The following is a 22,750-nucleotide window of genomic DNA, read 5'->3' on the forward strand; positions in this document are numbered from 1 at the left end:
AGGTGGTCACCCCGTCCCTGCTCGGCCCGACGGCCGGGCGAGTCGACGACGTGCGGCGGATCGCGGTGCTGCGCGCCAACGCCCTCGGCGACTTCATCTTCGTCCTGCCGGCGTTGGAGGCGCTGCGTGCCGCGTACCCCTCGGCGGAGATCGTGTTGCTCGGAGCGCCGTGGCACGCGAAGCTCTGGCGCGACCGGCCCGGCCCGGTGGACCGGGTGCTGGTGGTGCCGCCGGGGCCGGGCATCCGCGAGCCGGTGGCCGACGAGTCGACCTCGACGGTGGACGACTTCGTGGCGGCGGCCCGGGACGAGAGCTTCGACCTGGCGGTGCAGCTCCACGGTGGCGGCGCGAACTCCAACCCGTTGATCAGTCGGCTCGGCGCCCGGGTGACCGTCGGGCTGCGCGCCGAGGACGCGCCCCCGCTGAACCGGTGGCTCCGCTACGTGTACTACCAGCACGAGGTGATCCGCTACCTGGAGACGGTGGCGCTGGTGGGCGCTCCGGCCACCACGATCGTGCCGACGCTGGCGGTCACCGACGCCGACCGGGCGGAGGCGGAGCGGGTGCTCGGCCCGCCGGAGCGACCCCGGGTGGCGTTGCATCCCGGTGCCAGCGACACGCGACGGCGCTGGCCGGCCGAGCGGTTCGCCGAGGTGGCGGACGCGCTGCACGACGACGGCTACGAGGTGCTGGTGACCGGTACGCCGGCGGAGCGGGACGTCGTGGACCGGGTGGTCGCGGCGGCCGGTGCGCCGGTCCGGCCGCAGGTGGGCACGCTCAGCCTCGGCGGGCTGGCCGGCTGCTACGCCGATTGCGCGCTGGTCGTCTCGAACGACACCGGCCCGCTGCACCTGGCCGGCGCGGTGGGTACGCCCACGGTGGGCATCTTCTGGGTCGGCAACCTGATCAACACGGCGACGCCGCTGCGCGGCCGGCACCGGCCGATCACCTCGTGGATGGTGCACTGCCCGGTCTGCGGGGTGGACTGCACGCCCGGCATCTATCCGCACCGACCGGGCGACGGGGAGTGCCCGCACCGCGACTCGTTCGTCACCGACGTCCCCGTGGCCGAAGTGCGCGAGGCGGCCCGCGAACTGCTCAACCCATAGTTAAGCCCTCGTCGGCGAGGACGACCTCCCACGCCTCCACGTCCCGCTCGGTGACCGTGGTGGGGGTCTCCAGGTGGTAGGCGCCGCTGGGCAGGATGCCCGCCCCGCCGTGCCGGGTCAGCACCGCGAGCTGGGCGGCCACGTCCTCACCCTGGTGCCGCTCCTGCACCCGACGCCAGAAGTCGAACCCGCCGGAGTCGAGGAGCTTGGCCCGGTCGTAGAGCACGCAGCCGCCGATCCAGGACACCTTGTACGCCCGCCACGCGCCCGGCGGCAGCCCCACCGTGGCGGTGACGTGCAGCAGATTGGCCGCCGAGTGGATCCGGGCGCGTTCCCACTCGACGGTGCCCGGGCGGATCCGCTCCGGCGCGGGCGGTCCGGCCCACTCCTCGTAGTGCCCGTGCGTGTCCGGACGGACGTCGTCGACGTACGACAGACCGTGCACGCCGTTGCCCACGAACCCGCAGCCCAGCTCCTCGATCGCGGTGACCAGCCGGCGCAGCGCCCCCGGCTCCAGCCAGACGTCGTCGTCGAGGTTGAGCACGTACCGGGCGGCCGACGCATCGAGCAGGTACGCGCGGTGCTCGGCCAGTCCCCGGCGCGGCAGCCGGCGGGTCAGCAGCACCGGGTGGCCGGCGTGCCGCAGCGCCCGAACCATGGTGGCCGCCGCCGGGTGGGTGTACGCCGGGTCGCCGTCGGACTGGTCGCTGACCACCACGCCGAAGCCGGGCACCCCCTCCTGCGCGGCGAGCCCGGCCAGGGTGACGGCCAGCTCGGTGGGCCGGTTACGGGTCGGGATCAGCACGTCGACGAGCCGGTCGACGCGGAACTCCGCCGGCGTGCCGAGGGCGAGGGGCCGGTTCACGACGACTGGGTACGGGTGCTCAACGACGGATCGGAGGCGTACGACGACGGGTCCTGACCGTGGGACCGGATCCGTTCGATGATCGCCGAGGTGGACCGGTCCGCCACGTATCCGAGGGTTCGCACCTGACCGCCGAGCCGCCGTACCAGCGGCGCTTCCGGCACCAGCTCGGGCGGGTAGTCCCCGCCCTTGACGTAGACGTCCGGCCGGACCGCCTCGATCAGCGCGGCGGGCGAGTCCTCCTCGAACACCACCACGTGGTCCACGCAGGACAGCGCGGCCAGCAGGGCGCCACGGTCCTCGACCGGGTTGACCGGCCGGTCCGGACCCTTGAGCCGGCGTACGCTGCCGTCCGAGTTGACCGCCACGATGAGCAGGTCGCCCAGGGCGCGGGCCTGCTCCAGGTAGCGCACGTGCCCGGGGTGCAGCACGTCGAAGCAGCCGTTGGTGAACACCACCGACCGTCCCGCCTCGCGGTGTTCGGCGACGATCGCGTCCAACTCGTCGGTGCCGACCACCGCCGGGTGCCCGCTGGCCTCCGGCGGCATGTCGAGCGCGGCGAGCAGGTCGTCGCGCAGGCACACACAGGTGCCGGTGTCGGAGACCGTGATCGTGGCCGCGAGCTGGGCGAGTTGCGCGGCGGTGGGCAGCGGCGCGGCGGCGGCCAGGGCCAGGGTCATCGCCGCCAGGTAGGCGTCTCCTGCTCCCACGGCGTGGCTCGCCGGGACCGGGGTGCTGTGGCTGCGCCGCCGCTCGCCGTCCGCGCCGCCGACCACCGCGCCGTCGGTGTCCAGGGTCACCGCGACCACGTCCGCCCCCGTGTGGGCGTGCAACTCCGCCAGGCGCGACTCGGCCAGCACGGCCCGGTCCACACCCGCTCCGGCCTCGGTGTTCACGGTGACGCCCGTCCCGGTGACGCTCAGACCGTCGCCGGTGAGGGCCACCCGACTCTCGCCCGGCGTGGGTTCGCCGACCGGGCCGGGACGGTCGTCGGCGCGGGCCCCGCCCGGGGCGGCCCCCACGCTCAACTCGGACGGCCCGTCGGCCGGATCGATGTCGGGGTGCTCCAGGTGCAGGTCGGTGCCGGCCGTCGTACGGGTCGCGCCACCGGCGCGGGCCAGCAACCGGGTCGCCTCGGCGAAGCTCGGGGTGACCACGGTCGGCGCGAGCCCCCGCCAGTCGGCGAGGTCGTGGGCGTCCAGCGCGACCGTGGCGTACCGCTCGCGGTTCTCGACCAGCCACGCGCGGACCGGCGCGGGCAGCGCCCCCAGGCCGTAGTCGCAGACCACCAGGGTCGGCGCCTCGCCGTCGGCGGCGGCGCGCAGCTCCTCGGTGGCGCAGTCCAGCGCCGTGAGCAGCCGGGTCACGCCGTCCGGGTCGAGCGCGTCGTCGGGGTCACCCGAATCCTCCCGGAGCAGGATCTGGTTGCCGGCCAGCATCCGCCGCTTCACGGGGGTGGGTCGGCCAGGTTGGTTGACGGTACGGTCCCAGACGCCGGCCCGGTCCAGACAGTCGTGCAGTTCGTCCCCGGCGACGTCCGCGCCGACCGGTGCCACCAGCACGGCCCGACCGCCGAGGGTGGCGACGTTGACGGCGGTGTTCGCCGCCCCACCGGCAGCGGAGATCCGTCGACGCAGGGTCAGGACCGGGGCGGGCGCCTCCCGGCAGAGCCGGTCGGACTCGGCGAACCGCCACTCGTCCAGCATGGCGTCACCGACGATCAGGACCGGACGCCCGAGCCAGCTCTCCACGACGGTGGCGAGCCTGCGCTGTTCCGCTGCTGCTCCTGCCATGCCTCCCCGGGTCCCCAGCGGCCCCCGGGCCAAACCTGGGCCGATGTGACGCCCCTCGTGGGGTGTTTCGGGCGGTAGGGCGCGGGAAGGGAACTGAGGAACCCCGGAGAGGAGATGTACCGAGATGGCAGCGACATTGCAGGGTAAGAGGATCGCCTTCCTGGCCGCCGACGGTGTCGAGGAGGTCGAGTACGTCCAGCCGCGCGAGGCGGTCGAGAACGCCGGCGCGACCGTGGAGCTGGTCTCGCTCAAGCCCGGTTCCATCCAGTCCTTCAACCACCTCGACCAGTCCAAGACGTACGACGTCGACGTCACCGCGGACCAGGCGGACGCCGCCGGGTACGACGCGCTCGTGCTGCCCGGAGGGGTGGCGAACCCGGACTTCCTGCGGTCGGATCCGGACGCGGTGCGGTTCGTGAAGGCGTTCTTCGAGGCCGGCAAGCCGGTCGGGGTGATCTGCCACGGCCCGTGGACGCTGATCGAGGCGGACGTGGTGCGCGGCCGGAAGATCACCTCGTGGCCCAGCCTGCGCACCGACCTGACCAACGCCGGCGCAACCTGGGTGGACGAGGAGTGCGTAGCAGACGGCAACCTGGTGAGCAGCAGAAACCCCGACGACCTCCCCGCCTTCTGCACCCAAATCACCAAATCCTTCGCCGCCGCCTGACCCCCATTTCCCCGGTGATCAAGAGGTTTGCGTCATCCCGACCGGCGTGTCGTGACGCAAACCTCTTGATCACCGCGGCATAGGTCGGCGGTTGCGCGCATGTTCTGGGGTGTGCGGGAAAGAGGGGCGTATGACTGCCGACGCCTCCGCTGCCCCGGTGCTGAATCGCCAGCAGATCCGGCTGCTCATGCTGGGTCTGATGACCGGCATGTTGCTGGCCGCCCTCGACCAGACGATTGTCGGTACGGCCCTACCGACGATCGTCGGTGAGCTGGGCGGGATCAACCACTACTCGTGGGTGGTCACGGCGTACCTGCTCGCCTCGACCGCGTCGACGCCCCTGTACGGCAAGATGGCCGACCTGTACGGGCGTCGCCCGGTCTTCCTCTTCTCGATCGGCACGTTCCTGCTCGGGTCGCTGCTGGCCGGGCTGTCGCAGAACATGACCCAGCTGATCATCACGCGCGGCATCCAGGGGCTCGGCGCCGGCGGTCTGCTGACGCTGGCGTTCACGATCATCTCGGACGTGGTCTCACCTCGGGAGAGGGGCCGATACCAGGGGCTCTTCGGCGCGGTGTTCGGCATCGCGTCGGTGGCGGGACCGTTGGTCGGTGGGTATTTCGCCGAGACCGACTGGCGGTGGATCTTCTACATCAACGTGCCGCTCGCGATCCTGGCCATCGTGGTCTGCTACCACGTGATGCGGCTGATCCCGTTCGAGCGGCGGGACCACGCGATCGACTGGCTCGGTGCCGGCCTGCTGGTGGCCGGGGTGAGCAGCCTCCTGCTCGCGCTGAGTTGGGGTGGCAACGAGTACCCCTGGGGTTCCGGGCTGATCATCGGTCTCTTCGTCGCCGGTGCGGTGCTGGCCGCGCTCTTCGTGCTTCAGGAGGCGCGGGTCGCCGAGCCGATCCTGCCGCTGCGGCTGTTCCGCAGCGCCACGTTCGCGCTGGCCAACTCGGCCGGCTTCGTGCTCGGTCTGGTGATGTTCGGGTCGATCATCTTCATCCCGCTGTACCTCCAGATCGTCAAGGGCGCCTCGCCGACCCGCAGCGGTCTGCTGATGCTGCCGATGATGGCGGGCATCATCGTCACCTCGATCGTCACCGGTCGGGCGATGAGCCGGATCGGCCGCTACAAGTGGTTCCCGGTGGCCGGGGCGGCGACCCTGCTGGTCGGCATGCTGCTGTTCACCCGGTTGCAGGTGGGTACGTCGCTCTGGGTGGCGTTCGGTTTCATGGTGGTGATCGGCGTCGGCCTCGGTCTGTGCATGCAGTCGCTCGTCCTCGCGGTGCAGAACGCGGTCTCCGTCCGCGACCTGGGCGCCGGTACCTCGTCGGCGACGTTCTTCCGGTCGCTGGGTGGTTCGTTCGGGGTGGCGATCCTCGGCACGGTGCTCTCGTCGCGGCTCAACTCGCAGCTTGCCGACCGGCTGCCCGCTGCGATCGCCCAGCTCCCACCGGAACAGCGGGCCGCGGTGGCGGCGAGCGGCGGCACGAACATCTCGATCAACGACCCCGCGACGATCATGGCGCTGCCCGGTGCCGTGCGGGCCGCTATCCAGGCGTCGTTCGTGGAGTCGCTGCACCTGGTCTTCCTGACCGCCGGACTCGTCGCCATCGTGGCGGTGCTGGTGACCCTGGCGATGCCCAACAGCGAGTTGCGGGGTGCCGGCCCGCAGGGTGCCAAGGGCGGGGCCGACCCGCTCGGCGGCGAGGCGCCGGCACCGGGCGGTAAGCCGCTGACCCGCGAGTCCAAGGAAGAGGCCGCCGCCGACATGGAGGCCAAGTCCCAGACGATGATCTGACCGCGCGGTCGCCCGGACCGCTCCCCGGCGGCCGGCCGGGTGGTTCGGGGCGGAGAGGTCCGGAGCTCTCCGCGGCGGCCGGCAATTGCCAATGAGCGTGATGCCTGTGAGTCATCAAGATGACTCACAGGCATCACGCTCATTGGCAGGTCCGCGCCCCGACGCATTCGGGTCAGAGCTACTTCTGGAACATCACCGAAGGGTCAGGCGGGGCGGCGGTAGGCGCCGTACCACCAGGTCGCCGCCAGTTCCCGCGCGGCCGCCGCGTCCGTCTCGGGGTCCGCGGTGGTCGTGCTGACGTGGTCGGCGAGGAAGCGGTCGCCGCCGATCACGATCAGCCGGCTGGCCGCGGACACGTCCAGGTCGGCGGGGGTACGTCCGGCCTGCTGCTCGGCCCGCAGGGCGTTCGCGGTGCGCGCGACGAACTGCTCCAGTCCGCCCGACCAGTACTCCCGCACCACCTCGTCGTAGGCGGCCACCTCGCTGACCGCCGCTAGCACCGGGGCATATGTCCGGTAGATTCGGATTACGTCGGTGAAGACCTCGGTCAGGCTCTTCAACGGATCATCGCTACCGGCCGGGTCCCACTGGCCGGTCCGGTCGAAGGAAGTGTCCCGCATCGTGCCGGCGAGGCGCATGAGTAGCTCGGTCTTGTCGCGGAAGTGGATGTAGAAGGTCGACCGGGCCACTCCCGCCTCGGCGGCGATCCGCTGCACACCGAGGTCGGTGAAGCGCACCCCCTCCCTCAGGAGCCGCTCGGTGGCTGCCAGCACCCGCGCCTCGACGGCGGCCCGCCCATCGGGGTTGCGCGGGCGGCGGCGGGTGATCGACGGCATGCCGAAATCCTAGGTGGCCGAGGGCCGGCCCGGCGACGTACGCTCGCTGCCGGACACACTGTCCGACATAGTGACCACGGAGCGCCTGACCTCGGCCTCCGCACCCACCACGAGGAGCAACACAGGTGAAGTACCGACTGCTGGGCACCACCGGGGTGTACGTCTCGGAGATCTCGCTCGGCGCGATGACCTTCGGTGGAAGCGGGCACCCGCTGTGGGGAACCCTCGGCGCGCTGGCGCTGCCCGAGGCGCAGCGAATGGTCGACACGGCTCTGGACGCGGGCGTCAACTTCGTCGACACGGCCGACGGCTACAGCGACGGTGAGAGCGAGGAACTGCTCGGCCAGGCGCTCGGCAAGCGGCGCCGGGACGTGGTGCTGGCCACCAAGGTGCACTCGCGTACCGGGCCCGGTCCGAACGACGTCGGCACCTCCCGGCTGCACATCATGCAGAACCTGGAGGACAGCCTGCGCCGGCTGGGCACCGATCACATCGACCTGTACCAGATCCACAACTTCGACCAGGTCACTCCAATGGAGGAGATGCTGCGCGCGCTCGACGACGCGGTCCGGCAGGGCAAGGTCCGCTACATCGGCTGCGCCAACTTCGCCGCCTGGCAGATCTCGAAGGCGTTGGGTATCTCCGCGCGGGAGAAGCTGGCCGGCTTCGTCTCGGTGCAGGAGTACTACTCGCTGCTGGGTCGGGACGTGGAGCGGGACGTGGTGCCGATGGCGCTCGACGCGAATGTCGGGCTGACCGTGTGGAGCCCGCTCGCCGGTGGTTTCCTCTCCGGCAAGGTGGGCCGGGATGGTGCCGTCGCCGACAGCGGCGCGCGCAGCGCCCAGCCCGGCTACACCAGTTTCACGCCGTTCGACTCCGAGCACGGCTTCGCGGTTGTCGACGTGCTCAAGGCCGTCGCCCAGCGGCACGACGTCAGCCCGGCCCGGGTGGCCATCGCCTGGCTGCTGTCCCGGCCGGCGGTCACCAGCGTGATCGTCGGTGCCCGCAAGCACGAGCAGTTGGTGGACAACATCGCCGCCACCGACCTCACGCTGAGCGAGCAGGATCTCGCCGAGCTGGACGAGGCCACCAAGCTGCCGGTCTCGTACCCGAACTGGATCCAGGAGGGGTTCTTCGCCGGGATGCGCCACCCGCAGTAGGACCTACTTGAGGATCAGTCGGTTCGTCTGCTCGAAGACGTCCAGGTCGGCCAGGGTCTCCAGGACCGACGCGGAGAGTGGGGACGGGAAGCGGTCACGGGCGAAGAAGCCCGCGTCGGTGGTCTCGTCGGTGACCCGGGTCAGTTGCCCGTCCCACTCCTCCACCTTGAACGCCGTGGTGAAGACCTGGTAGGTGTGCCCGTACATGTTGGTGCTGGTCCGGTCCGGGCCGGTGTAGAGCGCGAACGCGCAGACCCGTAGCGCCCGCAGGCCGGTCTCCTCGCGGACCTCGCGTACCGCGCAGTCGGCGATGGATTCGCCCAGCTCCATGGCCCCGGCGGGCATGGCCCACTGGCCGTTGTCGGAGCGTTGGATCAGCAGGATGCGGCCCGCGTTGTCGCTGACGACGGCGCGGGCGCCGACGAACATCAGCGTCCGGTCCCCGGCGAGCGCGCGTAACTGCCCCACGTACGAGTCGGCCCAAGAGATGCTCACCCGCGACAATTTACGGGGGTTCCCAACGTGTGACCGCCGACACTAGCTTGTTACCCATGCGTAGCACGATGATGGACGCTCCCCTGCAGGTCTCCCGCATCCTCGACCACGGCGCGGGGGTGCACGGCACGGCCGAGGTGGTCACCTGGACGGGCGCCGAACCCCGTCGGATGACGTACGCCGAGGTGGGCCGCACGGCGGCCCGCCTGGCCCACGCGTTGCGCGACGAGTGCGGGGTGACCGGCGACGAGCGGGTCGCCACCTTCATGTGGAACAACAACGAGCACCTGGTGGCCTACTTCGCGGTGCCCAGCATGGGCGCGGTGCTGCACACGCTCAACATCCGGCTCTTTCCCGACCAGGTCGTCTACATCGCCAACCACGCGCAGGACCGGGTGGTGCTGGTCGACAGCACGCTCATTCCGCTGCTCGCCCGGGTGATCGGCGAGCTGACCACGGTGCGGCACGTCGTGGTGGTCGGCGGCGGCGACCCGGCCCCGCTGGTGGCGGCGGCCGGCAACCGGATCACCGTGCACCACTGGGACGCGCTGCTCGCCGACCGTCCGGACGTGTACGACTGGCCGGAGGTGGACGAACGCGACGCCGCGGCGCTCTGCTACACGTCCGGCACCACCGGCAACCCGAAGGGCGTCGCCTACTCGCACCGGTCCATCTACCTGCACTCGTTGCAGGTCTGCATGCCGGAGGGCTTCGGTCTCGGACCGACCGACCGGGAGCTGGCCATCGTCCCGATGTTCCACGCCATGTCGTGGGGTCTGCCGTACGCGGCGTTCCTCTCCGGCGCGTCACTGATCATGCCGGACCGGTTCCTCCAGGCCGCGCCGATCGCCGAGATGATCGCCGCTGAACGGCCCACCCTGGCCGGCGCGGTGCCGACCATCTGGACCGACCTGCTGGCCTACCTGGACGACCACGACGTGGACAGCTCGTCGCTCACCGAGGTGATCGTCGGCGGTTCGGCCTGCCCACCGGCGCTGATGCACGCGTTCGACGAGCGGCACGGGATCGACGTCATCCACGCCTGGGGGATGACCGAGATGTCGCCGCTGGGGTCGGTCTCGCGTCCGCCCGCCGGGGTGGCCGGGGACGAGGCGTGGCGCTACCGCTACACGCAGGGTCGCGTGCCCGCGGGCGTGCAGGCGCGGATCGTCGGCCCGTCGGGCGAGCCGCTGCCCGCCGACGGCACGGCCGTGGGCGAGCTGGAGGTCCGTGGGCCGTGGGTGACCGCACGGTACGTCGGTGACGACGCCCCTGATCCGGAGAAGTTCCGCGACGGTTGGCTACGGACCGGCGACGTCGGCACGCTCTCCCCGGACGGGTACATCACGCTGACCGACCGCGCGAAGGACGTGATCAAGTCCGGCGGCGAGTGGATTTCGTCGGTCGAGCTGGAGAACGCGCTGATGGCCCATCCTGCCGTGCTGGAGGCGTGCGTGGTGGGTGTCCCGGACGAGCGGTGGGACGAGCGGCCGCTGGCGACCGTGGTGGTCCGTGCGGGCGCCTCGGTGACCGCCGAGGAGCTGCGGGACTTCCTGGCCGGCTCGGTGGCCCGCTGGCAGCTGCCCGAGCGGTGGGCGTTCATCGACACGGTGCCGAAGACCAGCGTGGGCAAGTTCGACAAGAAAGTCGTCCGTTCGCGGTACGCCGAAGGTGACCTGACTGTCCGGGAGCTGACAGCACCGTAACGTTTGACCGGGCACCGTCGCCTATGGGCAGAGGAGTACTCCTGACATTCCTCCCCAGAGGGCGGCCCCGGCGTTCGCACCGCGCCGGGGCCGCCCGCTCCACGCGGGTGACCCCGCACCGTCATTGTTGCGAAAATTGTTCGCCTCTGTCCCGATGACGGGGAAATCCGGTCCCCGACGACCCGTTCAGGCGTCGCTGGTGGTGATCAGCACCTTGCCGACCGCCGAGTCCTCGACCGCCTGGTGTGCCGCGGCCGTGTCGGCGAGCGGATAGCGGTGCAGCGGCAGACCGGCGTCCGCGCCCACCCGGATGCCGCCCTGGTTGGCGGCCGCCGCCACGTCGACGACTCCCTGCGCCTTGGCCGCCTTCGGCTCCGTGTAGACCAGCACGAACTGCCACCGGGCGTTCACCACGTACAGCGGGCGGATCGGGAGCGTCATCTCGGTGCCGCCGTTGTCGGCGTACACGCAGACCGCCCCGCCGTTGCGGATCAGTTGCGCGTCCATCGCCGCGTTCTGGGCGGGCGCGACCTCCACGATCGTGTGGACCCCGTCGGGGGCGATCTTGCCGACCTCCTCGACCACGTCCTGCTCGCGATAGTTGATCACGTACGACGCGCCGGCCGACGCCGCGAGCTGCGCCTTCTCGGCACTGCTCACCGTGGCGATCACCGTGGCGTCGGCCCAGCGCGCGAGCTGGATCGCCGCGTTGCCCACCGCGCCCGCCCCGCCCTGCACCAGCACGATGTGGTCGGCCAGCGCGCCGGCGCGCAGCGCGTCCGGCATGAACTCGCCGGCCGTCAGACAGCGGTGCGCGGTGAGGAACGGAATGCCCAGGCTCGCCCCCAGCTCGAACGAGGCGTCGCCCAGCGGCACCGCCTGCCGCACCGGCACCAGCGTGTACTCCGCGCTGGTGCCCCACGGCCGCTGCCAGGCCGCCTCCCAGATCCAGACCCGCTCGCCGATCAGCTCGCCGCCGACTCCTTCGCCGACCGCCTCGACGACACCCGCGCCGTCCTGCCCCGGAATCTGCCACCCGTCCGGCGCGAACGCCCGGCGCGACTTCCAGTCCGTCGGGTTCACCCCCGAGACCGCCATCCGGACCAGCACCTCGCCCGGCCCCGGCTCGGGCACCGGCCGGTCCACCAGTTCCAGCACCGACGGGTCGCCGGTGCGCTCGTAAACGATGGCCTTCATCAGTGATCCCCTCGCTGGCCGGCGTGGCACGCCGCCGGCGTGCCGTCTGCTGCGGTACCCCGCACCGACCCCGTCATGCCAAACCGTCGATCAGCTGCGGGGTCAACTCACCGACCGACCCGAGCGTCACGGCCGCGAGCGCGGCGGCGTCCGGATCGAGGGGGTACGACGCGTGGGGCACCGCCACCACCCGCATCCCCGCCGCCGCGGCCGACCGTACGCCGTTGGACGAGTCCTCCACGGCCGCGCAGCGGGCCGGGTCGACGCCCAGGCGCTGCGCGACGCTCAGGTACACGTCCGGCGCCGGTTTGCCCCGCTCGGTCTCCTCGGTGGACAGGGTCGCGCCGAACGCGTCGGTCAGGCCGGTGGCCTCCAGTGCCGCGGCGATCAGCCGGGTCGGCGACGAGCTGGCCAACCCGAGCGGCCACCGCGCGGCCAACCGGCGTACCACGTCGACCGCGCCGTCGATCAACGGCACGTGCTCGCGGTAGCGCTGCGCCATCTCCCGCACCACCTCGTCGGCCACCTGCGCGGCGGTGCGCCGCACCCCCAGCTCACCGCTGAGGTAGTGGGCCCACTCGCCGGTGCTCATGCCCATCAGCCGGCGCTGGGTGTCGGGCTGCCAGGCGCCACCGTGTGCCGCCACGTACGCCCGCCGGACCTCCTCCCACACCGGTTCGGAATCCACGATCACGCCGTCCAGGTCGAAGACCACCGCATCCACCACGGACCCATCCTGCCCGACGGCGGGACCCACGGTCAGCCGGCCAGCGCGGGCAGCCCGATCGGGCTGTCGGGCGGGATCACCGTGTGGCAGGACCGGGCCAAGGGTTCCAGCAGCTCCCGAAGGCGGTCGGTGTCGCCCGCGCCGAGCGTCTGCCACGGATGCCCGGCGGACCGGTCGGTGGCGTCCTCGATCGCCTGGAATTCGGCATGGCCGGCGTCGGTGGGGGTGCCGTCCCCGGCCAGCCAGCCGCGCCGCGTCAGCCGCTCGCGGGCGGCCCGCCACTGCTCCTCGGACCAGCCCCGGCCGAGCAGGCTCTGGGCCGACATGTCCACCGCGACGCGCCAGGCCAGCACCTCCACCGGGTCCAGGCCGGCAGCCACCAGGGCGGCGGTGTGTCCGTCGCCGCGCAGCTCCCGCAGCGTGGTGGCGGCCTGCCAGAGCCGGGCCAGGGGGTACTCCCCGACCGGCAGCGCCGCGTTGGCCGCCCCGAGCACCCGACCGGCGGTCTGCGCCGCCGAGGCGGCCCGCTCCAGCAGGTCGGCGGCCTCGGCCAGGTGCCCCTCGGGCAGCTCGTAGGTCAGCTCCGCGAGGGCCTGCACCGCGCCGGTCAGCCGGGCGCGCAGCGCCTCCGGCGGGGTGGCCAGCCGCCACACCGCCGGCAGGGCCCGGCTCACCATCGGCGGTGCGAAGCTGAAGAAGGCGGCGACGACCGGAGGGGCCTCGGCGGCGCCCAGCGGCGCGGCCCGGCCGGCGAAGTAGCCCCGCCAGTAGCCGCGCAGCCCGACCGCCTCGTACGCGGCGCGGGCCCGAGGGTGGAAGTAGGTGACCGCATGCACCGGCTCGAAGTACGTCCACATCACCCGGGTGGTACGCCCGAGATCCTCCAGCGCCGTCACAGGTACCTCCACCGTCCCGCGTCCGCGTCGTCACCCCGGACTGCGGCCGCCCGGGGTGACGCCGAACCTACTGCCGGAGGGTGACGGGCAGGAAGCCCCATGTGAACAAAGCCATCGCGCCGGGGTGACAACCGGGGCGATCCGGACGGGTCACTGGGCGGCGAGCACGTCCACCACGAAGCGCAGCGGACCGGTCGGCCGACCGCCTGCTTTGGCCTCGTCGTTGCCGTACGCCAGCTCGCCCGGGATGTCGAGCTGCACCCGGCTGCCCACGGTCACACCGACCAGACCCTGGTCCCAGCCGGGGATGACCTGGCCCACGCCGATCGGGAAGGTGGCCGGCTGGCCGGCGTTCCAGGACGAGTCGAACTCCTTGCCGTCCTTGTAGAAGACGCCCACGTAGTTGGTGGTGATGTTCTGCCCCTTCTTGACCGCCGGGCCGGTGCCCTTGATCATCGGGGTGACCGTGAGCTTCTTCAGCTCGCCCGTGCCCGCCTTCACCGTCGGCTTGCTGCCCAACGCCGGGTCCGCGCCCTCGGGAAGCTGCGGCGCGGGCGGCGCGGGCGGCGCGGTGGGGGCGTCCGGCGCCGCGGCGGAGGCGGACGGGTTGGCGCCGGAGGCGTTGCTGGGCTTGTCGTCCCGGTTCTTGTCGATCCAGACGAAACCGCCGATGAGCAGCGCCATCACGGCGACACCGACGATCCCGCCGGCCCAGGCCTGGCGGCGGCGCTTCGCCTCGGCCGCCTTCTGCGCCGCCAACTGGGCGGCCAGCCGCCGCCCCGCCTTCGTCGCCGGGCTCTGGCCCTCCGACCGGTTCTCCTGCGTGCGCTCGCTCACGTCGTCGACTCCCTGCTGCGAAGGTGTGGCCGGCACCCGGTGCCGGGGGGAAAGCCGACGCACACGGTACCCGCCCGGCGGCCCGCTGTGCCCGCCCCGGACGACTCGGATTGCCCAGAAACGCCGTCTGCGGGACGTTACTCCGGGACCACCATGAAGTCGGTCACGAACGAGGTGACCCTCCCGTCGGCGGTCCGCCCGATCCAGGTGCCGTAGCAGCCGTCGCCCCAGCCCGTGGCGACCGTGACGATGTTCGCGCCGGTGGCCTCGTCCAGCACCGCCGTGATCAGCCCCGGAACCGGCGACGAGGGCAGCCCGGCGGGGATGAAGACATCCTCGATCCGCTCCTCGTCCCAGCTCTCCAGGGCGGCGAGCGCGGTCGGGTCGGCGAGCGTGCCGGCACCGGCGTCCACGCCGTACCCGAAGTAGTCGTCGGCGCCGAGCGCGGCGACGTCCTGGTCGCCCACCACGGCCTGCTCCCAGCGGGTCGTCGGCTCGGCGCGGATCACCAGTTCCAGCGCGGCCACCCGCCGGTCCACCTCGGCGTCCTCCCGCAAAACCACGGCCACCCAGGCGCGGCCGGGATACCGCCCCGGCGCGACGGTCACCGTGTACGGCTCGGCCTCCGGTACGACCAGCGGATCGCACCCGACGACCCGGCCGGTCGGCAGTACGACGTCGCCCAGCGGATGGGCCTCGACGAGGTACGCGCCGTGTTCGTCGGTGAAACGCGCCCCGGGCGTCAACAACCGGTCCAGGTCAGGGGTGTGCGGCATGGGGGCTCCTCCGGTGGCCGACGGCCGGCGGAGCGTACCCGGTCCGGCGGACACCGTCGGTGCCGCGTACCTCAGGCGCTCTTGCGGGGTGCGGTCTTGCGCGCGGCGGTCTTCTTCGCGGGCTCGGCCTTCTTCGCTGTGGTCTTCTTGGCGGCGGTCTTCTTCGCCGGCTCGGCCGCCTTCTTCTCGGCGGTCTTCTTCGTCGCGGTCTTCTTCGCGGGCGCCTGGGCGGCCTTCTTCTCGGCCGCCTTCTGCGCCGACCGGGCCGACGAGATGGGCGTCGGCTCGCCGCCGCCACCCCGCGCGGGCTGCTCGCCGCGCGCCGCCCGGGCCCGGTCCACCGAGGCCTTCAGCGCGGCCATCAGGTCCACCGCCGCGGCCGGCGCCTCCTCGACCTCCTCCGGCTGGACGACCTCCCGACCCTCCACCTTGGCGTCGATGACCTCCTGCAACGCGGCCCGGTAGTCGTCGGTGAAGACGTCCGGCTCGAACTCCCCGGTCATCGAGTCGATCAGGGAGCTGGCCATCGCCAGCTCCGGCGGACGCACCTTGAGGTCCTCGTCGAGGAATCCGAACTCGGGGGTACGGATCTCGTCCGGCCAGAGCATCGTGTTGAGCAGCAGCACACCTTCGCGGACCCGCAGGGTCGCCAACTGCTCCCGCTGGCGCAGCGCGACCTTGACGATGGCCACCCGCTCCGAGTCGAGAAGCGCGTCCCGCAGCAGCACGTACGGCTTGGTGGCCGTGCCCTCCGGCTCCAGGTAGTAGGCCTTGTTGTAGAGGATCGGGTCGACCTGCTCGGCGGGGACGAACTCCAGCACGTCGATCGCCCGGGAGCTGGTCAGCGGCAGGTCGGCGAAGTCCTCGTCGGTGAGGATCACCATCTCGCCGCCGCCGATGTCGTAGCCCTTGGCGATGTCGTCGTAGGTGACCTCCTCGCCGCAGACCGAGCAGGTGCGCTTGTAGCGGATGCGACCGCCGTCCTCGCGGTGCACCTGGTGGAACCGAATGTCCTTCTCCTCGGTCGCCGAGTAGAGCTTCACCCCGATCGAGACGAGCCCGAACGACACGGCTCCCTTCCAGATGGCACGCATCCTGCGCTCCCTTCCCCGATATCGACCATGCTCGCATCCGCAGGAACTCCACGCGAGGTGTTCGGCCTGCTACTACAGTCGGGTCGTGCCCGGCGCGCCGCTCAAGCCGATGCTCGCGATGACCGGGCCGCTCCCGGCGGGTGACGGCTGGGCGTACGAGTTCAAGTGGGACGGGGTCCGGGCGCTCGCCAACATCTCCGGCGGTGCCCAACACCTGTATGCCCGCTCCGGCGTGGAGATCACCGCCGCGTACCCCGAACTGGCCACCCTGTCCTCGCAGGTCGACGACGCGCTGCTCGACGGCGAGGTGGTGCTGCTGGGCGAGGGTGGGCAGCCGTCGTTCACCGCGTTGGCCGAGCGGATGCACGTCCGGGACCACGCCAAGGCCGCCCGGCTGGCGGCGGTGATGCCGGTGACGTACATGATCTTCGATCTGCTGCGCCTGAAAGGCGACGATCTGACCGGCTGGTCGTACGAGCGTCGCCGGGAGGCCCTGGACGCGCTCGCGCTCGGCGGCGCGCGGTGGGCGGTGCCGCCGGTGTTCGCCGACGGCCCGGCCACCTACGAGGCCGCCGGGGAGCACGGTCTGGAGGGCGTGATGGCCAAGCGGGTCGGCGCCGTCTACCGCCCCGGGGTTCGCTCGCCGGACTGGGTGAAGGTCAAACTGGAGGTGACCGGCGACTTCGTCGTCGGGGGCTGGCGGCCGGGCGCGCGTCGCATCGGCGGGCTGCTGGTCGGGGTGCCCGGCCCGGACGGCCGGCTGACCTACCGTGGTCGGGTCGGCGGCGGGATCGGCGCGGCCATCGAACGGCAGCTGCTCGCCGAGCTGGAGCCGCTGCGTACCGGCGCGTCACCGTTCGCGGCGGGCGTGCCGCGCGAGGATGCCCGGGGGGCCATCTGGGTAGCACCCCGGGTGGTGGTGGAGGTGAAGTACGGCCAGCGCACCCCCGACGGCCGGCTGCGCTTCCCCCGGGTGCTGCGGTTGCGCCCGGACAAGCCGCCGGAGGAGGTCGACGATGCCGGCTGAGAAGCTGCGGGTGGACGTCGAGGGCCGCGCGTTGGAGCTGTCCAACCTGGACAAGGTCCTCTATCCGGCGGTCGGCTTCACCAAGGGCGAGGTGATCGACTACTACACCCGGATCTCGCCGGTGCTGCTGCCGCACCTGGCCGACCGGCCGGTCACCCGCATCCGCTTTCCGAACGGGGTGGACGACAAGTCCTTCTTCGAGAAGAACAAACCGGCCGCGACCCCCGACTGGGTACGCGTCGAGACGCTGCCCGCGCCCGGGTCGACGAAGGGTCGGGAGACCATCGACTACGTCGTCGCCGACGACCTGCCCACCCTGGTCTGGCTGGCCAACCTCGCCGCGCTGGAACTGCACACGCCGCAGTGGAAGGTCGGCGAGCACCCGGACATGATGGTGGTCGACCTGGACCCGGGACCGCCGGCCGGCCTCGCCGAGTGCTGCCCGGTGGCGGTGCTGATGCGCGACCGGCTCGCCGACGACGGCATCGACTCGTACCCGAAGACGTCCGGCAAGAAGGGCATGCAGCTCTGCTGCCCGATCGCCGGCACCCAGTCCGCCGACGACGTCTCCGCCTACGCGCGTCGGATCGCGCAGGAGTTGGAGAAGGCGCACCCGAAGCTGATCGTCTCGAAGATGGCGAAGAACCTGCGTCCGGGCAAGGTGTTCATCGACTGGAGCCAGAACAACGCGGCGAAGACCACCGTCGCGCCGTACTCCCTGCGGGCGCAGTCGGTGCCGTCGGTATCGACGCCGCTGACCTGGGACGAGGTCGAGGCCGGCGCGCGCGGCCGGAAGCCGGCCGTCCGCCAGTTCACCGCCGCCGAGGTCCTGGACCGGGTCGAGGAGTACGGCGACCTGCTGGCCGCGCTGCTCGACGGCGGCCCGGAACTGCCCGACTGAGACCAGCCCTTCAGGACGTCCGCTTGTGGCAGGTCAACATCGGCAGTTCAGTTCCCGTGCGGCGGGTCGGGCTCTCCGCGGATCAGCGCGGCGAGTTCGTCGAACAACCGTGCCTGGGCGGCCGCCTCTGCCAATGCCGGGTCCGTGTTCTGGATGAAGCCGTGCTCCAGGCCGGCCTCCTGCCAGTGCACCACCCGTGCCCCGGCCTGCGCCAACCGGTGGGCGTAGGCATCGCCTTCATCACGCAGCGCGTCGTGCTCGGCGGTCACGATGAGCGCATCGGGCATGCCGTGCAGGTCTGCTGCCAGCAAGGGGCTGGCGGGCGCGCGATCGACAGGGTCGGGCGTCCACTGCGTAATGGCCCAGGCGAGGAAGTCGGCATCAAGCGCGTGACCGTTGCCCATTTCCACGATGCTGGCCTGTGAAAGCGTCAGGTCGGTGTTCGGGCAGATCAGGACCTGAAGGGCGGGCAGGGGATTGCCCGCGTCGCGCAGCCGCAGGCAGGCCATGGTCGCCAGGTAGCCGCCGGCACTGTCCCCGGCAACCGCTGCCGGGCGCGCCCAACGGAGCACCGACACCACGTCCTCGATGGCCGCAGGGTAGGGATGCTCCGGCGCACGCCGGTAGTCGACGGCCAACACCTCGACGTCGCACGCGTCCGCGATGCGGCGACAGGTTCGGTCATGGGTGTCCAGGTCACCCAGGACGAAGGCGCCACCGTGGGCAAAGACAACCAGCGGCCGCGCCCGCTCGGAGGGCCGGTAGTGGCGCAGAACGATCCCGTTCGGTCCACGGAGATCTTCGACCTTGGTCAACGCGGGACCTGGGGGACGGTTTGCGGCTCGCCGCCGCGAATCTGCGCGGAGTTTCGACACGTCGGGACGGATCATGGAGCATCTCGCTTCTGCCACGGGCCCATCCCGAAGAGAGTGCGGATGAACATGGCCGTCGGGATGTGGTCAACGATAACGAGGGCTTCGACCGGCCGTTCGCCGCGTGCTCGTGACAACACCGCGCCGCCCGGCGCCCGCCTGATCGAGGGGCGCCGGGCGGTCGGCGGTCACTTTTGGCCGAAGACCTTCCGGCTCGCGCCGAGGCGCAGGAGCACCGTCTCGCCGGTGGCGTCCTTGACCCCGTCGTTGTCGGTGATCGCGTACACCTCGCCGTTGCCGGACACGGTCAGACCCTCCAGCTTCTCCTGGGTCCAACCGTTGGTGGCCCGGAGCGCGGGCAGCACGTCGACGGCGAGTTTCTTCGGGAGCACGGTCAACGGGCCGGTCGCCGCCGCGACCGGCAGCGGCACGGTGTAGATCCGCTTCACCGTGGCGGCCGGGCCGTTGAGCTTGTCCCGCTCGATGACCGCCAACCGGTCGCCGACCACGGTGATCTCGGAGAGCCCCATCCAGTCGCCCGGCACGGTGGTGCTCTCCAACTGGTAGCCGAACCAGCTCCAGGTGCCCGCCGTGACGTCGTACCGGCCGAGACGCACGATGCCGGCCGGGTCGGTGCTCAGCTCCCGCTGCACGGCCACCCAGACGATCTCCCGGCCCTGCCGGTCGGTCGTCGCCGTGACGCCCTCCAGGCCCTGCTTGCCCAGGCCGGCAGCGACCTCGGCGGGCAGCGCGACGCTCTGCCGGGTCACCCCGGCAGCGTCGAGCCGGACCAGCCTGTTCTCCGTGCCCTTGGCACCCTCGACGGCGAGCCAGAAGCCGCCCTGCGGGCGGGCGAAGATGCCCTCCGCGTCGTACCCGACCGGCGTGCCGGCCGCGTCCCGCACCGGCAGCGCGCCGGTGATCACGGCGGGCGTGCGCTTCGCGTCGATGGTGAGGATCCGGGTCTGGCTGTACGCAGCGTCGGTGACGCTGTAGAGCTCGTCCCGCTTACCCGGCACCGCGCTCAACGCGCCGAGTGCGCCCCACCCGATCGGAGCGCCTGACTCCTCCGACGCGGAGACGATGCTCGGGAAGGCCGTGGTGCCCCTGCCGATCCGGAAGAGAGACACCGATGCCCGGACGTTGACCGACGCGTCGTCCGTCTCGCTGGAGACGGCGAGCAGGCCGCGCGACGGGATGGGCAGCAGGCCCTCCGGTCCGTTCGTGGTCGGCAGGATCTGCCGGAACACCGGCCGGGTGGGGTCGCCCAGTTCGTACACGGCGACGAAGTTGCTGCGCTCCGAGCCGACGAAGGCGTACCGCACGCCGTCGTACTCGGCGACGGCCACGCCCTCCGGCTCGGTGCCCTTCTTGCCGGCCCGGTCCTCGTTGTGCAGCCCGTACGTGACGGCGAGCCGCTCGAAGGTGTTGCCGGCGTCCCAGGCGACCCGCCCGGTCCGGCTGTCGAAGACCGACCAGCCACGCGTGCCGCCGTGCCAGTCACCCTCGTTGGCCGTGGCCAGGTAGCGGTCGTCGACCCAGGCCACCGCGTCCGGCTCGCGCGGGACGTCGGTGATGCTGCCGGTCAGGTCGATGACACCGTCCTTAGTGGTGTCGACCCCGCTGATCGTGGCGGTGCCCGCGCTGAACACCTTGGTGATCCGGCCGGTGGGCAGGTCGATCAGGGCGACGCCGTTGTTCTCCTGAAGCGTCACGGCCAGCTCGTTCCGGCCGTTGATCGAGACGTACTCCGGCTCCGGGTCGGTCGGCGCGGCCAGCCCGGCGTGGACAAGCGCGGGCAGCGCGCTGCCGTCGGCGCCGGTGAGCGCGACCGGTCGCAGCCGCCACCCGGCCGGGGACTTCCCGGTCAGGTCGACGACCTGCACGAAGCCGGCGGGCGCCTGGGGAAGGTCGCCCTCCTCGCCGCCCGGCGGGGTGGCCTCCTCGTCGCGCTCGTTCTCGATGGCGATCGCGGCGTACCGCTTGTCCTTGCTGACCGCGATCGAGTCGGGCTGACCGCCGAGGTCGAAGCTCGTCACCCGCTGGCGAGTTGCCAGCTCGATCACGTCGAGTCGGCCGGACGGCTCGGTGTAGCTGCTGCTGGTGTTCACCACCACCAGCACGTACCGGCCGACCACGGTCACCGAGGTGGGCTCGTCCTCGGCGTCGCCGAGCTGCGCCAGCGAGAGCGTGCCGAGGCCCTGTGGCCGGTCCGACCGGGAGATGTCCAGGAAGCCGATGCGCCGGGCCAGCGCATCGGTGTAGATCAGGGTGCGGCCGTCCTCGCTGACCGTCGAGATCTCGGCGACCGTCGCGGTCGCGGGGTCCTCGCCGGCCGGGCGGTTCTGGAAGACCGGGTACGTGGCGACCCGGTCAAAGGCGAGTGCCGGTCCCGGGTGGTGGTGTACGCCGGCCGTGGCGGGGGTGGCCCCGGTCAGGCTGGCGGCAGCCACACCGGCCGCGGTCAGCGCGGTGAGTGTTCTTCTGAGTGTCAAGGACTTCCTCCGTCGGTTCGTACCCGCTCGGAGGCTGGCACTCGCCGGGGAGCGTCAGCTTGCCGCGACGTGAACAGCGGGCGAAGCGCTGAAGCGACGTCAGCCGCTGCGACGGCGTTTAGTCGCCGCTGACCGTGATCATCGTGCCGCCTCCGCCGGATCGGCTGGTACGAGCGACTGGGCCAGCCGGGCGTAGCTGTCGCCTCCGTGGCCCGCCGCGATGGCCTGTTCGATGATCGATTGCACGGCCTGTAGCGGCGTGGGGTCGACACCGCGTGCGGCCGCGGCGTCCCGGACGTGGCCGATCGCCGAGCCGGCCGACGCGATGGTGGAGATGTCGGCGGCGAAGGCCCCGGACGTGAGTTGGTCGGCGAACCGGTCGGCCATGTCGGGCAACAGGCCACCGATTCCTCTGGCGAAGCGAGCGAACGCGGTCGGGGCGATACCTTCGGTGCTGGCCAGGGCGAAGGCGTGCGCGAGCCCGCCGACGGACATGGCGAACAGGTCGAGCAGCGCCATCTCGTACGCCGCCGCCGTGCCGACGTCCGCCCCGAGGTAGGCGCTGGATCCACCGAAGCTCTCCAACCGGGGAAGGCTCTCGTCGAAGAGGGTTCGCGGACCGCTGTAGAGAATCGTCGCGGCCGGTGTGCCGATGGTCGGCGCGGGCGTCAGGATGGCGCCGTCGAGGTAGCTGACGCCCCGCTGCGCGGCCCAGTCCGCCATGTCCCGTGCCTCGGCGGCGTGCCCGCTGCTGAGGTTGACGAATGGTCCGCTCGGCGGGCGTTCGAGCCCCGACAGGATGGCGCGGACCGCTCGGTAGTTCATGACGCAGGCGATGACGACCGATGCCCGTTGTGCCGCGTCGGCCACCGTCGGAGCGAGCACCGCACCCTGGGCCACCAGCGCGCTCGCCTTGGCGGGTGAGCGGTTCCAGAGCACGGTGGGGTGGCCGGCGGCGAGCGACGCGGCGGCCAGCGCCCGGCCCATCGGGCCGAGCCCCAGCACGGCGACGGTGCCGGATTGATTGTCCAGGTTGCGGTGTGTCACGGCGACGACGCTAAACCTTGACGTTGACGTGAAGGTCAAGCCCTGATCTGCTGTCGGGGTGCGGATCAGCGAACTGGCGCGGGAGGCGGGCACCACCCCCCGCGCCCTGCGGTACTACGAGGAGCAGGGCCTCCTGCAGCCGGCCCGTCTCGCCAGCGGTTACCGCCACTACGACTCCCAGGCGCTGCGGGCGGTGCGGCACATCCAACTGTTGTTGTCCGCCGGCTTGAACACCGCAGCGATCGCCGAGATCCTTCCCTGCATCCCGGATGACGCCACCGTGCTGGCTCCCACCTGCCCCGAGCTCCTCGACGCTCTCGCGGTGGAGCGCGATCGGATCACCACGTCCATCGACCAGCTCGCCGGTGCTCGCGCGGTTCTGGACCGGCTCATCCAGGCCGGCGCCCGGGCCCGCGACCAGTTCTGAGCACCGTCCGGCCTGC

At 71.8% G+C, this 22,750-nt stretch carries 21 protein-coding genes; 8 read left to right on the forward strand and 13 right to left on the reverse strand.

The window, feature by feature from the left end; translation table 11 throughout:
- The first annotated feature begins 2 nt into the window (after positions 1 to 2).
- The gene (locus AB0I89_RS11200) at positions 3 to 1,109 is read left to right on the forward strand and encodes a glycosyltransferase family 9 protein (protein WP_357123769.1); all 1,107 of its coding nucleotides are present in this window, start codon (positions 3 to 5) and stop codon (positions 1,107 to 1,109) included.
- Here the strand turns inward: AB0I89_RS11200 and AB0I89_RS11205 are convergent.
- Both AB0I89_RS11205 and rfaE2 read right to left on the reverse strand, forming a co-directional pair.
- A complete protein-coding gene (locus AB0I89_RS11205; RefSeq protein ID WP_357123772.1) occupies positions 1,099 to 1,974 on the reverse strand; it encodes a glycosyltransferase in 876 nt (291 codons plus the stop codon). The two genes, AB0I89_RS11200 and AB0I89_RS11205, sit on opposite strands and share 11 nt — an antisense overlap.
- On the reverse strand, positions 1,971 to 3,767 hold the full coding sequence (gene rfaE2 / locus AB0I89_RS11210; protein WP_357123775.1) for a D-glycero-beta-D-manno-heptose 1-phosphate adenylyltransferase: 1,797 nt from the start codon (positions 3,765 to 3,767) through the stop codon (positions 1,971 to 1,973). Before rfaE2 ends, AB0I89_RS11205 begins: the two co-directional genes overlap by 4 nt.
- 124 nt (positions 3,768 to 3,891) lie before the next feature.
- On the opposite strand from rfaE2, the gene AB0I89_RS11215 reads away from it, so the two are divergent.
- Complete coding sequence (locus tag AB0I89_RS11215; protein WP_357123778.1) at positions 3,892 to 4,434, forward strand: type 1 glutamine amidotransferase domain-containing protein; 543 nt, start codon at positions 3,892 to 3,894, stop codon at positions 4,432 to 4,434.
- A gap of 130 nt (positions 4,435 to 4,564) precedes the next feature.
- Positions 4,565 to 6,241 (forward strand): MDR family MFS transporter, encoded by a 1,677-nt coding sequence (locus tag AB0I89_RS11220; RefSeq protein ID WP_357123781.1) that lies wholly within the window; start codon positions 4,565 to 4,567, stop codon positions 6,239 to 6,241.
- Positions 6,242 to 6,444: 203 nt separating this feature from the next.
- On the opposite strand, the gene AB0I89_RS11225 is transcribed toward AB0I89_RS11220, so the two are convergent.
- Positions 6,445 to 7,077: a TetR/AcrR family transcriptional regulator gene (locus AB0I89_RS11225; protein WP_357123785.1), complete on the reverse strand. Its 633-nt coding sequence runs from the start codon at positions 7,075 to 7,077 to the stop codon at positions 6,445 to 6,447.
- A gap of 125 nt (positions 7,078 to 7,202) precedes the next feature.
- Here AB0I89_RS11225 and AB0I89_RS11230 point away from each other — a divergent pair, with 125 nt between their 5' ends.
- Positions 7,203 to 8,237, forward strand: a complete 1,035-nt coding sequence (locus AB0I89_RS11230) for an aldo/keto reductase (protein WP_357123788.1) — start codon at positions 7,203 to 7,205, stop codon at positions 8,235 to 8,237.
- A gap of 3 nt (positions 8,238 to 8,240) precedes the next feature.
- On the opposite strand, the gene AB0I89_RS11235 is transcribed toward AB0I89_RS11230, so the two are convergent.
- Positions 8,241 to 8,732 carry an NUDIX domain-containing protein gene (locus tag AB0I89_RS11235; RefSeq protein ID WP_357123791.1) on the reverse strand — a complete coding sequence of 164 codons (492 nt, stop codon included), beginning with the start codon at positions 8,730 to 8,732 and terminating at the stop codon, positions 8,241 to 8,243.
- Between the two features lie 71 nt (positions 8,733 to 8,803).
- Here AB0I89_RS11235 and AB0I89_RS11240 point away from each other — a divergent pair, with 71 nt between their 5' ends.
- The gene (locus AB0I89_RS11240; RefSeq protein ID WP_357124652.1) at positions 8,804 to 10,438 is read left to right on the forward strand and encodes a fatty acid--CoA ligase; all 1,635 of its coding nucleotides are present in this window, start codon (positions 8,804 to 8,806) and stop codon (positions 10,436 to 10,438) included.
- Positions 10,439 to 10,624: 186 nt separating this feature from the next.
- On the opposite strand, the gene AB0I89_RS11245 is transcribed toward AB0I89_RS11240, so the two are convergent.
- From AB0I89_RS11245 to AB0I89_RS11270, 6 genes are all read right to left on the reverse strand, one after another.
- The gene (locus AB0I89_RS11245) at positions 10,625 to 11,635 is read right to left on the reverse strand and encodes an NADPH:quinone reductase (protein ID WP_357123794.1); all 1,011 of its coding nucleotides are present in this window, start codon (positions 11,633 to 11,635) and stop codon (positions 10,625 to 10,627) included.
- A 73-nt stretch (positions 11,636 to 11,708) separates the two neighbouring features.
- Positions 11,709 to 12,362: an HAD family phosphatase gene (locus AB0I89_RS11250; protein WP_357123798.1), complete on the reverse strand. Its 654-nt coding sequence runs from the start codon at positions 12,360 to 12,362 to the stop codon at positions 11,709 to 11,711.
- Positions 12,363 to 12,394: 32 nt separating this feature from the next.
- Positions 12,395 to 13,219, reverse strand: a complete 825-nt coding sequence (locus AB0I89_RS11255; RefSeq protein WP_357124655.1) for a hypothetical protein — start codon at positions 13,217 to 13,219, stop codon at positions 12,395 to 12,397.
- A gap of 189 nt (positions 13,220 to 13,408) precedes the next feature.
- The gene (locus tag AB0I89_RS11260) at positions 13,409 to 14,131 is read right to left on the reverse strand and encodes an FKBP-type peptidyl-prolyl cis-trans isomerase (RefSeq protein ID WP_357124659.1); all 723 of its coding nucleotides are present in this window, start codon (positions 14,129 to 14,131) and stop codon (positions 13,409 to 13,411) included.
- 101 nt (positions 14,132 to 14,232) lie between these two features.
- Positions 14,233 to 14,871, reverse strand: a complete 639-nt coding sequence (locus tag AB0I89_RS11265) for a DUF4241 domain-containing protein (protein ID WP_357123801.1) — start codon at positions 14,869 to 14,871, stop codon at positions 14,233 to 14,235.
- A 71-nt stretch (positions 14,872 to 14,942) separates the two neighbouring features.
- On the reverse strand, positions 14,943 to 15,965 hold the full coding sequence (locus AB0I89_RS11270; RefSeq protein ID WP_357123804.1) for a Ku protein: 1,023 nt from the start codon (positions 15,963 to 15,965) through the stop codon (positions 14,943 to 14,945).
- Between the two features lie 85 nt (positions 15,966 to 16,050).
- Here AB0I89_RS11270 and ligD (AB0I89_RS11275) point away from each other — a divergent pair, with 85 nt between their 5' ends.
- Together ligD (AB0I89_RS11275) and ligD (AB0I89_RS11280) are read left to right on the forward strand one after the other, a co-directional pair.
- Positions 16,051 to 16,992 (forward strand): non-homologous end-joining DNA ligase, encoded by a 942-nt coding sequence (gene ligD, locus AB0I89_RS11275; protein WP_357123807.1) that lies wholly within the window; start codon positions 16,051 to 16,053, stop codon positions 16,990 to 16,992.
- Positions 16,982 to 17,893 carry a non-homologous end-joining DNA ligase gene (gene ligD / locus AB0I89_RS11280; RefSeq protein WP_357123810.1) on the forward strand — a complete coding sequence of 304 codons (912 nt, stop codon included), beginning with the start codon at positions 16,982 to 16,984 and terminating at the stop codon, positions 17,891 to 17,893. The genes ligD (AB0I89_RS11275) and ligD (AB0I89_RS11280) overlap by 11 nt, the downstream gene beginning before the upstream one ends.
- Before the next feature lie 47 nt (positions 17,894 to 17,940).
- On the opposite strand, the gene AB0I89_RS11285 is transcribed toward ligD (AB0I89_RS11280), so the two are convergent.
- From AB0I89_RS11285 to AB0I89_RS11295, 3 genes are all read right to left on the reverse strand, one after another.
- A complete protein-coding gene (locus AB0I89_RS11285) occupies positions 17,941 to 18,708 on the reverse strand; it encodes an alpha/beta hydrolase (protein ID WP_357123813.1) in 768 nt (255 codons plus the stop codon).
- Positions 18,709 to 18,953: 245 nt separating this feature from the next.
- On the reverse strand, positions 18,954 to 21,260 hold the full coding sequence (locus AB0I89_RS11290) for an esterase-like activity of phytase family protein (RefSeq protein ID WP_357123816.1): 2,307 nt from the start codon (positions 21,258 to 21,260) through the stop codon (positions 18,954 to 18,956).
- 138 nt (positions 21,261 to 21,398) lie between these two features.
- Positions 21,399 to 22,307, reverse strand: a complete 909-nt coding sequence (locus AB0I89_RS11295; RefSeq protein ID WP_357123819.1) for an NAD(P)-binding domain-containing protein — start codon at positions 22,305 to 22,307, stop codon at positions 21,399 to 21,401.
- A 58-nt stretch (positions 22,308 to 22,365) separates the two neighbouring features.
- Here AB0I89_RS11295 and AB0I89_RS11300 point away from each other — a divergent pair, with 58 nt between their 5' ends.
- A complete protein-coding gene (locus AB0I89_RS11300; RefSeq protein WP_357123822.1) occupies positions 22,366 to 22,734 on the forward strand; it encodes a MerR family transcriptional regulator in 369 nt (122 codons plus the stop codon).
- The last annotated feature ends 16 nt before the right edge of the window (positions 22,735 to 22,750 follow it).

Origin of the sequence: Micromonospora sp. NPDC049801 (assembly GCF_040656575.1) — a bacterium.
In the GTDB taxonomy this organism is placed as follows: Bacteria; Actinomycetota; Actinomycetes; order Mycobacteriales; family Micromonosporaceae; genus Micromonospora.